The sequence below is a fragment of the Marinobacter sp. genome, assembly GCF_041690455.1.
In the GTDB taxonomy this organism is placed as follows: Bacteria; Pseudomonadota; Gammaproteobacteria; order Pseudomonadales; family Oleiphilaceae; genus Marinobacter.
In genome coordinates this window covers 41,944-55,353 of sequence record NZ_JAWLHI010000012.1, presented here as the reverse complement: position 1 = coordinate 55,353, position 13,410 = coordinate 41,944, and the positions used below count along the sequence as shown (strand labels likewise).

Annotated in this window: 14 protein-coding genes; 5 read left to right on the top strand and 9 right to left on the bottom strand. The window is 60.6% G+C overall.

The features are described 5' to 3' along the window. Window positions 1-16: 16 nt before the first annotated feature. Together ACESMW_RS04580 and ACESMW_RS04575 are read right to left on the bottom strand one after the other, a co-directional pair. Window positions 17-673, bottom strand: coding sequence for an OmpA family protein (locus tag ACESMW_RS04580; RefSeq protein WP_372985887.1), 657 nt, complete (start codon window positions 671-673; stop codon window positions 17-19). 54 nt (window positions 674-727) lie between these two features. Then, window positions 728-1,726, bottom strand: a complete 999-nt coding sequence (locus tag ACESMW_RS04575; protein WP_372985886.1) for an alpha/beta hydrolase — start codon at window positions 1,724-1,726, stop codon at window positions 728-730. A 79-nt stretch (window positions 1,727-1,805) separates the two neighbouring features. On the opposite strand from ACESMW_RS04575, the gene ACESMW_RS04570 reads away from it, so the two are divergent. Beyond that, window positions 1,806-2,699 (top strand): alpha/beta hydrolase, encoded by an 894-nt coding sequence (locus tag ACESMW_RS04570; protein WP_372985885.1) that lies wholly within the window; start codon window positions 1,806-1,808, stop codon window positions 2,697-2,699. Here the strand turns inward: ACESMW_RS04570 and ACESMW_RS04565 are convergent. Genes ACESMW_RS04565 through ACESMW_RS04550 form a run of 4 tightly spaced genes read right to left on the bottom strand, consistent with a single transcriptional unit; the run spans window position 2,677 to window position 6,700 of the window. Beyond that, the gene (locus ACESMW_RS04565) at window positions 2,677-2,955 is read right to left on the bottom strand and encodes a GIY-YIG nuclease family protein (protein ID WP_372985884.1); all 279 of its coding nucleotides are present in this window, start codon (window positions 2,953-2,955) and stop codon (window positions 2,677-2,679) included. The two genes, ACESMW_RS04570 and ACESMW_RS04565, sit on opposite strands and share 23 nt — an antisense overlap. Continuing rightward, a complete protein-coding gene (locus ACESMW_RS04560; protein WP_372985883.1) occupies window positions 2,945-3,853 on the bottom strand; it encodes a DMT family transporter in 909 nt (302 codons plus the stop codon). The genes ACESMW_RS04565 and ACESMW_RS04560 overlap by 11 nt, the downstream gene beginning before the upstream one ends. Continuing rightward, window positions 3,846-5,231 carry a sigma-54-dependent transcriptional regulator gene (locus tag ACESMW_RS04555; RefSeq protein WP_372985882.1) on the bottom strand — a complete coding sequence of 462 codons (1,386 nt, stop codon included), beginning with the start codon at window positions 5,229-5,231 and terminating at the stop codon, window positions 3,846-3,848. Before ACESMW_RS04555 ends, ACESMW_RS04560 begins: the two co-directional genes overlap by 8 nt. Continuing rightward, the gene (locus tag ACESMW_RS04550; RefSeq protein ID WP_372985881.1) at window positions 5,228-6,700 is read right to left on the bottom strand and encodes an ATP-binding protein; all 1,473 of its coding nucleotides are present in this window, start codon (window positions 6,698-6,700) and stop codon (window positions 5,228-5,230) included. Before ACESMW_RS04550 ends, ACESMW_RS04555 begins: the two co-directional genes overlap by 4 nt. 197 nt (window positions 6,701-6,897) lie before the next feature. On the opposite strand from ACESMW_RS04550, the gene ACESMW_RS04545 reads away from it, so the two are divergent. Both ACESMW_RS04545 and dctP read left to right on the top strand, forming a co-directional pair. After that, on the top strand, window positions 6,898-7,299 hold the full coding sequence (locus tag ACESMW_RS04545; RefSeq protein ID WP_372985880.1) for a DUF4168 domain-containing protein: 402 nt from the start codon (window positions 6,898-6,900) through the stop codon (window positions 7,297-7,299). Between the two features lie 164 nt (window positions 7,300-7,463). Next, on the top strand, window positions 7,464-8,564 hold the full coding sequence (gene dctP, locus ACESMW_RS04540; protein WP_372985879.1) for a TRAP transporter substrate-binding protein DctP: 1,101 nt from the start codon (window positions 7,464-7,466) through the stop codon (window positions 8,562-8,564). Here the strand turns inward: dctP and ACESMW_RS04535 are convergent. The 3 genes from ACESMW_RS04535 to ACESMW_RS04525 are packed head-to-tail and all read right to left on the bottom strand — an operon-like array spanning window position 8,538 to window position 11,487. Beyond that, entirely contained in the window at window positions 8,538-9,347 is an 810-nt protein-coding gene (locus tag ACESMW_RS04535; protein ID WP_372985878.1) for a mechanosensitive ion channel family protein, read from the bottom strand. The two genes, dctP and ACESMW_RS04535, sit on opposite strands and share 27 nt — an antisense overlap. 9 nt (window positions 9,348-9,356) lie before the next feature. Further along, window positions 9,357-10,619 (bottom strand): hypothetical protein, encoded by a 1,263-nt coding sequence (locus ACESMW_RS04530; RefSeq protein WP_372985877.1) that lies wholly within the window; start codon window positions 10,617-10,619, stop codon window positions 9,357-9,359. A gap of 31 nt (window positions 10,620-10,650) precedes the next feature. Further along, the gene (locus ACESMW_RS04525; protein WP_372985876.1) at window positions 10,651-11,487 is read right to left on the bottom strand and encodes a 23S rRNA (adenine(2030)-N(6))-methyltransferase RlmJ; all 837 of its coding nucleotides are present in this window, start codon (window positions 11,485-11,487) and stop codon (window positions 10,651-10,653) included. 170 nt (window positions 11,488-11,657) lie between these two features. Here ACESMW_RS04525 and ACESMW_RS04520 point away from each other — a divergent pair, with 170 nt between their 5' ends. Both ACESMW_RS04520 and ACESMW_RS04515 read left to right on the top strand, forming a co-directional pair. Beyond that, on the top strand, window positions 11,658-12,971 hold the full coding sequence (locus ACESMW_RS04520; RefSeq protein ID WP_372985875.1) for an MFS transporter: 1,314 nt from the start codon (window positions 11,658-11,660) through the stop codon (window positions 12,969-12,971). A gap of 129 nt (window positions 12,972-13,100) precedes the next feature. Next, window positions 13,101-13,391, top strand: a complete 291-nt coding sequence (locus tag ACESMW_RS04515; RefSeq protein WP_372985874.1) for a hypothetical protein — start codon at window positions 13,101-13,103, stop codon at window positions 13,389-13,391. Window positions 13,392-13,410 lie beyond the last annotated feature (19 nt).

Below are 13,410 nucleotides of genomic sequence, written 5' to 3'. Positions count from 1 at the left end.
TTGGATTCCCTGACCCTTATTGCATCGGTACCAGGGTCAGTTCCACCCGACGGTTCTGCTCACGCCCGGCGTCAGTGTCGTTGGAAGCAATGGGATAACGCTCGCCGTAGCCTACCGCACGGGTACGCTTGGGCTCGATACCCTGATTCAGCAGGAAATCCCGTACTGAACCGGCACGCTGCTCACTCAGCATCTGGTTGTAGCTGTCAGAGCCTGAGCTGTCAGTGTGGCCTTCGATCTGGATGACGGTCTTGTCGTATTCCTTCAGAACCAGCGCTACGGACTCCAGGGTACCGCTGAAGGACGGCTTGATGGAGGACTGGTTCAGGTCAAAGGTGATGTTGCCCGGCATGACCAGCTCGATCTGGTCACCGTTACGGACCACGCGTACACCGGTGCCTTCGAGCTTCCGACGCAGCTCTGCTTCCTGCTTGTCCATGTAGTAACCGATACCGCCACCGATAGCAGCACCACTGGCCGCACCGATCAGGGCGCCCTTGCCCCGGTCACTGCTGCTGGAAGTTGCGGCACCCACTGCGGCACCACCGATCGCACCAATGATGCTGCCCTTGGTTGCGCTCGAGGTTTTCTCTTCGCCGGTGTAGGGATCGTAGGTCATGCAGCCACCCAGACCCACGGTAGCTACTGCAAATGCAAGAATCGTTTTTTTCACAGCTTTCTCCTGCGCCATTATAAAACCCGGCGGTGTATGTGACATGCGACCGACTCAGGCCGCATTCACCGCCTTCCTGGTGAATGTATCAATGATGGTATTGAATACCGTTGCCTGCAAATCCTGGGCTTCGTTCACTAGATGATGACGCCCATCCGGGATTCTCAGTTCCTCTACCGAGGAAAATTTATTGCGAATGATCCGCAGATTGTGCTGCCAGTCCACGGTCAGATCCTTCTCGCCCTGCACCACCGTAACCGGAAAGTTTATCGGCCGGGCCGATTCAATATGCGGCACCCATTGCCGCAATGCCGTGACCCAGTCCACATGCACCGCCCTTGCCTGCAGCGGGTCATGGTCCTTCAGGAAGCGGAGGAAGCGGGTATCACCACTGTTCTCTGCAAAGACCCGACGCCAGCGTCTGATGAACGGCCTGACCAGCGTGTGCAGAAACTTCGCGCCAAGCCAGCCCATGGGCCGGACCAGGGGCGCCAGCAGAACCACTTCCTTGAAATCCGAGGTTTCCGTCGAGTGCTGGTTCGAGAGCAGGTAGTCAATCAGTATCGCGCCGCCGGTACTCTGCCCCACGGCAAACCAGGGCTCACGCACCTTGCCCCGGGCCTGATCCATCACCGCTGTCAGCACCTGCTGGTACTCCAGGAAACTGCCGATCGCCGCCGGCGTGCCGCTGGAGAGACCGTGCCCCGGCTGATCGTACGCCAGGACATCCAGGCCCGCCCCCAGACAACGGTCGATCAGCTGGCTGTACAGGCCGACGTGATCGAAGTAGCCGTGCAGGATAAAGACCGTGCCCCGGGATTCCGGCAGCCGGTAATAGTGCACCATGACTTCGTGCTCACCGGCATTCACGTAGCCCTGATGGTAATGCACCTCCGAGTGCTCCACCCAGAGATCCAGGCCGTAGAACCGGCAGTACGCGACCATCTCGTCGCCCAGCTCCCGATCGCCCTGCGGATCGAAGGGCTCAAGCCGCTCCAACAGCGAGTGCCTGTCCCAGTCGGGTATTTCTATGGTATCCGTTTTCCAGTACACGTAGAGTTAAACGCCTGTCATGATTCAGGAATAAGATAAATCGACTGCCATCCTATCGCATAGCGGGAGTAGAACACAGATGCTGCAACCTCTTCTTGAGGCCGGTCTTCGGCAAACCATGAACCGTCTGGTGCGCCCCATACTGACACCAGCGGTGCCCATCAGGGTCCAGCGCGCCCTGATCCGGCAGGCCTATCGCAGCTCGATTCCACCCCGTGGCTGCCGGTTCAGCCATGGCACCCTGGCCGGTGTGCCGGTAGTCCGCACCAGCTGTGGCAAACAGCAGGACGGCGTCATCCTGTACCTGCACGGTGGCGGCTTCATCATCGGCTCGGCCGATACCCACCGCGGCATTGCCGGCCACCTGGCCAAAACCAGTCAGTGCCTGGTGGTGACACCGGATTACCGGCTGGCGCCGGAGCATCCCTTCCCGGCGGCCCTCGACGATGCCGAAGCCACCTATCTCCAGTTGCTGGCCGAAGGCTACAAAGCCGGGCAGATCGCCCTGGCCGGCGATTCCGCGGGAGGCGGCCTGTGCGTATCCCTGGCCATGCGCCTGCGGGACAACCAACAGCCGTTGCCCTCGTCGCTGACACTGTTCTCGCCCTGGACCGATCTTACCCAGGAGCAGCTCTATCAGCCCGAGTCCGAACCGGTATTGCAACCGGCCTGGACCGCCAAGGCAGCCAAACACTATGCCGGCGGCGAGGCCCTCAAGAACCCGCTGATATCACCGGTATTCGGAGATCTCAGAGGCCTGCCGCCGCTACTGATCCAGGTCGGCAGCGATGAGATCCTGCTTAACGACGCCGAACGCCTGACTCAGGCGGCGAAACGGGACCGGGTGGCAGTCGAGCTGGAAATCTACAACAGCCTCTGGCACGTCTTCCAGGTCCACGGCGGCCAGCTGCGCCGGGCGACCGAGGCAGTACGGACCGCTGGCGATCACATCAGGGCACATCTGACAGGCTGATTTCGCCCCGGATCAATGCTTCCTTGCGCGAGCGCGGCCAGCGCTTGATGTACCACTCCAGCCGGGAAGCCCGGCTGCGATCTCCTGCCTGCGCCCGGAAGACCAGCTCCAGGGGTCCCTTGCCGCGCAGACTGCGCGCACCCTTCGGAGCACCGGCCTGATGCTCGGCAAAGCGCCGCTCCACATCCGTTGAGATACCGGTATACAGTGCGCCGGAAGCGGTTCGCACCAGGTACAGATGCCAGTCACTGCTCACGGGCCAGTTCCGCCTCCCGGGCCTTGACCTTGAGCTGCTGCAGCCACAAGCCACCCATGATCAGCACCAGGCCGATGTAGGTGGATGGCAGGATAATCTCGCCCAGGATGAAATAGATGAACACCAGCGACAGAAACGGCGAGATGAAGATCAGGTTGCTGACTTTCGAGGTGTTTTCCGCCTTCTTCATGGCGTAGGACCAGAGCACAAACGCCACCCCCATCTCGAATACCCCCACGTAAATGGCCGCGGCCAGGGAGGTTCCGGACGGCATCTCGAAGCCCTCGGTGAGCCCGCAGATCACCGCAATCACCGGTAGCCCGAACAGGAAGTTGAGGAACAGGCCTACCACCGGATCGCGCTCATCGCGGGTAGCAATGATCCAGTAGGACGCCCAGACCAGGGTGCTGCCCAGGGCGAAGCCGACCCCCAGCGGATCAGAAAAGGTCAGCGAGGTCACTTGGCCCCGGGTGGCGATCACGACCACGCCGGCATAGCAGACCAGCCCCGCCAGGATATCCACCCGCCGAAGTCTCTGGCCCAGAAAGGGCACCGACAGGTAGGCGAGCACCAGTGCCCAGGTGTAGTTGAGAGGCTGGGCCTCCTGGGCAGGCAGCCGGTCAAAGGCGCCGAACAAGACGAAATAATACAGGCATGGATTGACCAGCCCCATCCCCACGGACTGCAGGTATTGGCGGCAAGACAGGGAAAACACCAGATGCCAGCGCCCCTGGAGTTTCAGAATAATCGCCATCACAATGATCGAAGCCACGCAGGCAATCAGCAGCATCTGCATCGGTGCCAGATCCCGCAGCGCCAGCTTGAACGCGGTGGCAACCGTGGACCACAGCAGAACCGTGGCAAGGCCGTACAACATAGCTTGTTTCTGATCAGTCACTGGCGCGTTCTCCCTGGTTTTCGAGCCAACGGTAAAGTGTTCGGCGGTTGATGCCCAGAACCTGAGCAGCCCGTCTCTTGTTTCCATCAACGGCATCCATCACGCGGGATACATAATCCTGCTGCAGCTGTTCCAGGGTCGGCCATCGGGCGAGGTTACCATCCCCGGCTGGCGGCGGATCGGCAGCCACTTCGGCCCGGCGCTTGCGGATCCGGTCCGGCAGATGCTCTGGCTGGATGGTGTCCCCCTCACAGAAAGTGACGGCCCGCTCCATGGCACTGGCCAGTTCCCGGACATTGCCCGGAAACGGGTAATCCATCAATAACCGGGAGGTCACCTCACTCAGTTTCATGAATCCCCGACCCTGGCGCCTGGCGGCATCCCTGAGAAAATGCATGGCCAGCAGGTCAATATCATCACCACGCTCACGCAGTGGCGGAACGCTGATTGCCAGGGTCTCCAGGCGGTAATAGAGGTCCTCCCGGAAGCTGCCGTCAGCCACGGCCCGGTGTAGATCAACGTGGGTGGCCGCCAGTATACGCACATCCACCGGCTCTTCCTGATCTGCACCCACGGGTTTGATCCTGCCTTCCTGGAGAACCCGGAGCAACTTGGCCTGCAACGCCATCGGCATTTCCCCGATCTCATCCAGCAGAAGGGTTCCGCCATCCGCCTCGGCAAACAGTCCCTTGCGGGCCTGCCGGGCACCGGTAAACGCGCCCGCCTCATGGCCGAAAAACTCGCTTTCCATGAGCTCCGCCGGGATGCCCGCACAGTTGACCGCCACAAAAGGCATGTCCTTGCGGTCGCTCTGCCGGTGAATGGCACGGGCCACCAGTTCTTTACCGGTGCCGCTCTCACCGTTGATCAGAACCGCAGCGTGACTCCGCGCCACCTGCCGGATTTCCGTCCGCAGGCGATCCATGGCACGACTCTCTCCCAGCAGTCCGAAGGTGCTGTCACCCTGCTCCCGGCCCTTGATCTCCGCCAACTGACGACTGATATCCGCCTGTGCCAGCAGGCGGCGGATCTTCAGCCGCAGATGGTCCGTGGACAGCGGCTTGGTCAGGAAGTCATCGGCGCCCGCCTTGAGAGCCTCCACCGCCTGATCCACCGTCCCGAATGCGGTAATCACGATGAACGGCACATTTCCACCCTCGCTCTGGAGCCTGCCCAGGACCTGCAAGCCATCACCATCCGGCAGCCGCAGGTCGGAGACCACCAGGTCCGGGGTCGCCTCATCAAGGCACTGCCCTGCCGAACGGACCGAGCCGGAGACCTGTACCTGGTAGCCATCCATTTCCAGTTCTTCGGCCAGCAACTGGCCAAGGCTCTGGTCGTCTTCCACCAACAGAATGTTTGCGCCGGGGAAATTCATTTATCGTCCTCCCTCGGGAAAAACAGGCTCATGCGGCACCCGCCAAGATCACTGTCCGTGACCTCGATTCGCCCTTCATGCTCTTTCATGACACTACTGACCACTGCCAGCCCAAGACCCGTCCCCTCCCCCGCCGCGCGCGAGGTGTGAAAGGGCTCGAAGATCTCTTCCCGGCGATCGGGGACGATACCCGGGCCATCGTCATCCACCCGCACCTCCAGCTCCCGTTCATGCGCCAGGACACTTACCCGCACCCGGCTGCTGGCCGCCTGACAGGCATTTCGGATCACATTAAGACACGCCAGTTCCACCCGGATCGGCTCCGCACGCACCTGTGCTTCCAACTCCAGGCCTTCTCTGTCAAGCTGCTGGCACCGGCAGCGTTCATCTTCCCGGGCCTGGGTCAGCGCATCGGAAACCATGCTGGCTAACACGGCCGGCCGCCGGGAGTCGGGTACATGCCGGAAACAATCCAGCAATTGCTGGATGATGGTGGTCATCCTGGCAACCTGGTGCTGGATATCACGGACCTGCCGGCGCATCGGCTCGTCTAAATCCTGACGTTCAAGAATGCTGGCCCGACCGTGAATCACATTCAGGGGCGCACCCAGCTCGTGAGCGACACCGCCGGCGACTCTGCCGATCATGGCGACTTTTTCCTGATGCCGGAGCTGTTCCGCCAGCTCCCGCTCCCGCTCGATCCGGGCCTCGATCTCGGATTCTGCCCTGGCCATGCGTTCGCCCATGGCGGACAGGCCCGCATGGATCTGCTGAAGCTCCCTGGGGCCGGACGCGGGTTCCGTGACCCGCCACTGCCCGGGCGCCATGGCCGACATCAGCGATAGCAGCCGCCCCACATGGCGCCCGACGGTGCCGTAATGCCCGAGTATCACCACCAGAATGATGGCAACCGCCAGCACCGACCAGATTGAAACCGCCCAGATTCGCAGGGAAGCAACCAGTTCATGAAAGTCGCTACGCTTGCGAGTGACCTGTAACAGGCCCTGAATCCGGCCATCCTCGGTCACCAGAGGGGTAAACTGGGAAAACACCGACTCACCCTCCACCCGACGGAAGGCCCCGCCCAGGCGGCCACTCACTATGACCTCTTCGGCACTGGCGCTGTCGGTTACGTCACGGTCCGCCAGCCCCAGGCTGTCGATCCGGTTGCCCTGGTCATCAAACACCGAGGCGCCCGAGATCCGGCCAATACGGAAGATGGATTTGAGTGATTCCCCCATGACCAGTTCATTGTCATCCGACAACGCCTGCGAGAGCGGCCCGCTTACCGCTCTGGCGACCAACTCCAGATCTTCCCGAAGCCGGTCATTGAGATTCTTCTCCACGGCACCGAGGCCGACATAGATCGCAATACCACTGATCAACAACAGTGGCACCACAATGCTCAGCAGCAGGGTGATCTGGAGGGAACGAAAAACGCGACTCGCTTCTCGCAGCGACAGTCTCATGGCTCACCTTTCGACATAAATGTCACACCTTTTTGCCACATGTGACATTTTGCCACAACACGAATTACAGAAGCGTAACCGCACAAAGAATACAACATACTGAAATCAAAGCACTTTCCAAACAATCAAAAGTTGGCACGCCGTTTGATACCCATTGGTTACACTCACACATACCGCAAACCGAAAAGGAGCATCCGATGAATAAACTGCTCGTATCCGTTACCGCCTCACTGGCACTGCTCGCAGCCGCACCGGCCGTCGCCCAGCAACAGAACCAGGACGGCGAACCGGTTGCTACAGAGTCCGATGGTTACGCCAATCCCGAGGCTGCCGGAACCCAGAAAACCAATTACAGCGATGCCGAACTGCGCCAGTTTGTAGAAGCCCAGTCCGGCCTGATGGAGGTTCGCGAGGAATACATCGAGAAAATCGAGTCAGCTGACTCCCAGGAGCAGGCCAAGCAACTCCAGATGGAAGCCAACGACCACATGGTCGAGATCATCCGCGATGCCGGCATGGACATCCCCACTTACAATGCCATTGCCACCGCGTATAACAGCGAGCCGAAGGTTCGTAACCGCGTTGACGCCCTGATGTAAGCACGCAACGGGCAGCAACCCATGCTCATCAGTTTTGCCCCGCAGCCTCTGCGGGGCTTTTTTTTGTTTTGGGGCCACCGGGTAACCGATATAACCCCGGGTGGTATCTTGTGTTACCTTTGCCGAATAAACCCGACCGCCAGGAATTCACCCGGAGTCCAGAAATGCAACGCCCCCACCCGTGGATCTGGTCATTGTTTGCAGTTGTGGCATTCTTTGCCGCGGGCTGTTCCGATGCCCCTGAAGACAGGGACACGACCCCCACCTCTACATCCAGCCAGGAGGACTATCCGGAAACCTGGCGATTTGCCCTGGAAGAGATTGAAGGCAGTGTCCAGCACGCCTATGCCCAAGCACTGAAGAGCCATATCGAAGAAGCCTCCGACGGCAAGGTGGAGCTGGACATTTTCCCCTACGGTTCCCTGGGCACCTCCTCCCAGCTGACCGAACTGGTGCGCAACGGCTCTGTTGATCTGGCCTTTGCCTCTCCCGGGCACCTGGCCGATCTAATCCCGGAAACCGGGATTTTCACGTTGCACTATGTCTTGCCGGATGACGAAGCCATCACTCGGGCACTGTTTGCCGGGAACGAACTGACACGGCTGTTCTCCGCCGCCTATAACGAAAAGCTGCTGACCCTCCTGGGGTTTGTGCCCGAGGGGTGGATGGCATGGACAGCCAACAAGCCGCTGAAGACGCCCGCCGATTTCGAAGGCCTGAGAATCCGGACCATGACCTCACAGATGTCAGCCGAGGCCTTCCGAAGCTATGGCGCTGATCCAGTGCAGACGCCCTATTCCCAGGTCTACAGCGACCTGCAGTTGAAGCAGATCGATGGCCAGACCAACCCGATCTTCGCCATCGAGGAAATGGGTTTTTATGAGGTCCAGGACACCGTGACCATGGCCCGGGCCGCCCATTTCATCTCGTCCGTTGTTGCCAATCCCGACTGGTATGCCCAGTTATCGGAACAGCAGCAGAACTGGCTGGCTACGGCCCTGGTCGAGGTCGGTCGGGAAGCGTGGGAGATCCAGGAGGAACTGAATCAGACCAGGCTGGAATCCATGCTCGAAGAAGGCCAGCTTTCGGTGATAAGGCTCACCGAACAGGAGCGGGACGCGTTCCAGCAGGCAAGCCAGTCGGCACGAGACGCCTATATCAGGCAAGCCGGCGAACGGGGCCAGCAGATTCTGGAATCACTACAGAACATGATTACGGAACTGGAACGCCAGCAGGCCTCAGGCACTGACGGCAACGGGGACTGATGCAAAGGTTAACCCTTCCCCCGCCAACACCTCAGAGCCCCTTGCCGTCAGGTCACTGATAAACGGGTACTGGTCCCTTGGCTCCAGGGGATAGGCCTTAAGACGGTAGGTCATGCCCCAGGCCTTGTTGGCCACCACAATCACGACCGGTCTCATGGTCTTGGTATAGGGCGAGGCAAACGCCACATCCCGCAGCAACGCCATCACCCGGCGGACATCATGATGTGGCGCCAGATGGAACTCGGCCACGCACATCAGGTTTTCCGAACCGTCGTTGCCGTTACCGATCAGCGCATTCCAGAGTTTGCCATGGGGGATGATGACGACGGTATCATCCGGCGTAACCATCTCTGCGGCCCGGGTGCCGATCGAACGGACCTCACCGTACTTGCCATCCACCTCTATCCAGTCACCGGGCCGATAGGGCATTTCATAGAGAGTGACGATACCGGCAATCAGACTGTTGGCGTAGTCCTTGAAGGCAAAGCCCAGCGCCAACCCGAGAGCCCCGAAAATCGCAATCATGTTCTCGAAGGACGGCTCCACCAGTATCGGCACCACCACGATGACCGTGATGATAATGATCAGCAACCGCGCCAGTGGCACCGAGGCGAGCAGATACAGCCGGGACTTGCCACCGAGCTTGCCGGCAACCCGTGGAACCAGTTTCTGGATAAGGAATATCAGCAGCGCCGCGGCGGCGACCACCAGCGAGGCCTCCACCAACGCTTCCCAGGTAATGGCGGAAAAAGTCTCCTTGAGCCCCTGCCCCATATCTTCCATAACCCCTCCTCAGAATGCATCCACCGGGTAGCCCCAGCCTTGCAGGTGACGCCGGACAGTGGGATACCCCAGTGGCGTAACATGCCAGCGTCCGGACGCCTCCCCGAAAAACACCACATCCGCCCGGGCCAGCCGGGCCAGGGCCAGCTGCAACTCCGGCTGACGGATGCCGGTGACCAGGGCAATCCGTTCGTCGTCCAGACCGTCATGAAGCAAAAGTGCGTGCAGTACAAAACCGATCGCGCGGTCGGCACTTTTAGGCATGGCGGGCAGGCTCAGCTGATCCAGCGGTACCACCCAGCAGCTTCGGCCCTGGCTTTTTTGCTCTCCGCCACCCTCGGCCGCCTCCATATCGTCCTCCGGTCGGGCGCGCAAGGAATGCTGCCAGATCGAAAGGGCAACCCCGGGAATACCACGGGAGGCTGTCGCCAGATCCCGTAAAAAGCCGGAATGTTTGCGTCTTCCCACATCCGGCGGATTCTCGACCGGCAGCACATATAAACCATCGTTCGTCATTCTGGCAGTGATCGGACGCTGGCCCCGCGAGCTAGCAAGATATTCCAGCCAATGCCCGAGCCGCTCGGCATCCAGCGGGGCGGTTGTCAGTGCCCCGAAATGCGCATCCGGCAGATAGCTCTCCCAGAACTGCCAGCACCAACTGGAGCAGCCCACCAGACCCGGCCCAACCTGCCCGGACGCAACACGTTGCAACAACTCGCGAACCACAGCAAAACCGGAGCTATGCCGGAGCCAGAAGTCCGCCAGCTCTGGAATCACCCAGGGACCGGACAGGTCCTGGCCATCCCACCATCGGCGGGCCTCCTCCCGGTTCATCAGCAGGTTGTCGGGAGGCGCAACCAGGTGCCAGCGACCAGCCTTACCCTCGCCCGCACCCGCTCCAAGCCCCGGCAGCCTCACCAGCGCTTCCCGGATACCGGCAAATGGCGGCGCGACCAACAATGCCACGTCCCGGTGCAGAGCTTCCGCTTGCCTGAGCTCATCCAGGGAGGCAAGAACGGCCTGAGCCAGGCAGGTGAAGTCCGGGTTCGGGGCGATATGCCCTGTCTGTTTGTCCGAGAGCGATGGCAGGTCATCGAGGCTCTGGAACGGCTCTTCATCAGGCGAGATACCTGCCCGGAGCTGAGCCATCAGGTGGCGGAGCGCATCCTTGAGCGTCCGTCGCACAGACGATTCCGGTAGTTTCCACTGGTCCACGGGAACCAGACCACCGGGAAGCGAGAGAGAATGCTCGGTCGTGTTTTCGTCCTTCAAAAAGACAGCTCCTGCAATCTGTGGCCGGAATCTACTCCGGAACCAACCAGCCCAGCTCATGCCGGACATCGAGTCCGTCCGCGCCGGACACCTCGTCCATCATTGCGCCGAGACGCTCATCAAAGCCCCAGGGCGGGTTGACCACCAGCATGCCGGAACCGGTCATTCCCCGTTCCGGAGGATGGTTGAGGTGTATCTCGCTGCGTAGAATTTTCCGGACCGGCCCGGAACGCAGCTCGTCGGCGAGTTGTTCCTCGAGGCCGGAGGTCAATACCGGATACCAGATAAGATAGACGCCATGTCGGCATTTCTGCCATGCCTTTTGCAGGGTTTTGGCGACCGAACCATAATCGGCCTTGATTTCATAGGAAGGATCGATCAGCACGAGCAGGCGCGGCTGTTTCGGTGGCAGCTGCCCGAGCAGCCCCTTCAGCCCGTCTTCCCGCATCACCCGAACCTTCTGGCCAGCCCAGCCCGCCAGCTGCTCACTCTCGGACGGGTGCAGTTCGAACGTCGTCAGTGCGTCATCGGCCCGGAGAAACTGGCGGAACCAGAACGGAGAGCCAGGATAGGTCGTCAGCTGACCATCGCCGGCGTTCAGCTTGGCCAGCAGCTCCATTACCGGTTGCCAGTCCGGCGACTTCAGGTTTTCACGCAACCGCCAGAGCTTCTGCACCCCGGCATCCGCCTCGCCGGTTTTCCGGGCCCGCTCACTCCCCAGATCGTAAACCGCACTGCCGGCATGGGTATCGAAACAGGCAATCCCCGAAGGTTTGGAGTGCATCATGGATAAAGCGAGGGTCAGCGCGGCATGTTTCTGGATGTCGGCAAAGTTGCCGGCATGGAAGGCGTGCAGATAGCTCAGCATTAAAAAACTCCTTGGTTTGCGCCCATTAAGCCCGAGCAGCCGCCGGATGTGCAAGATCTACACTCAGGCCATCATCTGGTCTGTTTTAACGGCAGCGGCCGTACTCCGCCCTTAAGGGATACCGCTGTTACTGGTATCCTCTTGCCAAATTTCTTCCGGAGGACGGCCACTTGCCAGCCAGGAACCAGGACACCATCGACCAGCTGTATAGCCTGATTGCAAACGAGGAAGACGCACGGGTCTGCAAGGACATCCCTGAGGAAGCGTGTCGGGAGGTGCCCCGCAATTTTTTCCTGATCCTCGCCAGCAACGTGCTGACCAAGCTTGGCGACCTGCTGATCAGCCCCAAGACCGTGCTGGCCTGGCTGATGAGTGCCGTGGGCGCGCCGGCGCTGGTGGCCTGGCTGGTGCCGATCCGGGAATCCGGCTCCATGGTGCCGCAAATGGTGATTGCCGCCTGGATTCGCCGCAAGGCGGTGCGCAAATGGTTCTGGACCCTGGGCAGCTTTGGTCAGGCCGTCAGCGTGGCGGCCATGGCCGCAAGTGTCTGGTTTCTGGAAGGCTACGCCGCCGGGGGCGGCATTGTGGCGGCACTGATCGTGTTTTCCCTGGCCCGGGGGTTCTGCTCGGTCTCCATGAAAGACGTGCAGGGCAAATGCATTCCCAAGACCCGCCGGGGGCGTCTGTCAGGGCTGGCCGCGACCATCGGCGGCACCGCCACCGTCATCATGACCGTCCTGCTGTTCTGGGATCGCGGCGATCCCACCCTGGCCTTCTACACGGCTCTGCTGCTGTTGGCAGCGGTGCTCTGGGTGATTGCCGGATTCCTGTTCGCCAATGTCGAGGAATACGACGGTGAAACCGGAGGCGGTGGTAACGCCCTGACCGAAGCCATTCACAGCCTCTCCCTGCTGCGCGACGACGCGCCATTCCGGCATTTCGTGATTACCCGGGCGCTGCTACTGGGCTCTGCCCTCGCCTCACCCTATTTTGTGGTACTGGCCCAGAAGGAATCCGACATGGGCTGGATGCTCGGTGTTTTCCTTCTCGCCAGTAGTCTTGCCAGTTCCCTGAGTGCCAGCTTCTGGGGCTGGGCGGCAGACACCTCCAGCCGCCGGGTCATGATCCGTGGCGCTGCCATGGCCAGTTTTGTGTGCCTGGCCGTCGGCATCACCGCGCTGATCGTGGGGGAAGATATCGGCAGCGTCTGGTTCTACCCGGTCGCCTTCTTTGTCCTCAGCATCGCTCACGCCGGCGTCCGCCTCGGCCGTAAGACCTACCTGGTGGACATGGCCGGTGGCAACAAGCGCACCGACTACACCGCCGTGAGCAATACCGTGATCGGGGTGCTGTTACTGGTCACTGGTGGTCTGACCGCCGCGATCTCGGTGTTCTCCGAGGTGGCCGTCATCATCGTGCTGGGTTTGATGGGGCTGGCCGGGATGTTCAGTGCAATTCGGTTGAAGGAAGTGACAGAGGACTGACCCAAGTAACCTTGACCTGCGTCACAAACATCAATTCAAGCCAGCTTTGAATGGTGTAAGTTAAATACCTGGAAGCTACTGAACAGGGATGTGCATTTTCGTGACGGTATCAGCCTTGGAGCATTGCACATGAGAACCGATACAGCAGGCCCGCAGTTCGACCACTCACGCTTCGTACACACCCCCTTTGGCTGGTACGCCCTGACCCGGGAGCCCACCGACCTGGGCCCCTTCCCGACCAAATCACAGGCCTCCAACGCACTGGTGGATCACATCAGGGTTCATGCAGGCCTGAATCCGCGCAACCCTGAAGACCGCTATTCCGGGTTCACCGTTCATGATCCGGAAAACTGTGCAAAGAACAACTGCGGTAGATGTGCCGAGGCGCTGACATTCGCAGGTTTTCAGGCTATTGCCTGATCCGGGACGCCATGGTTTG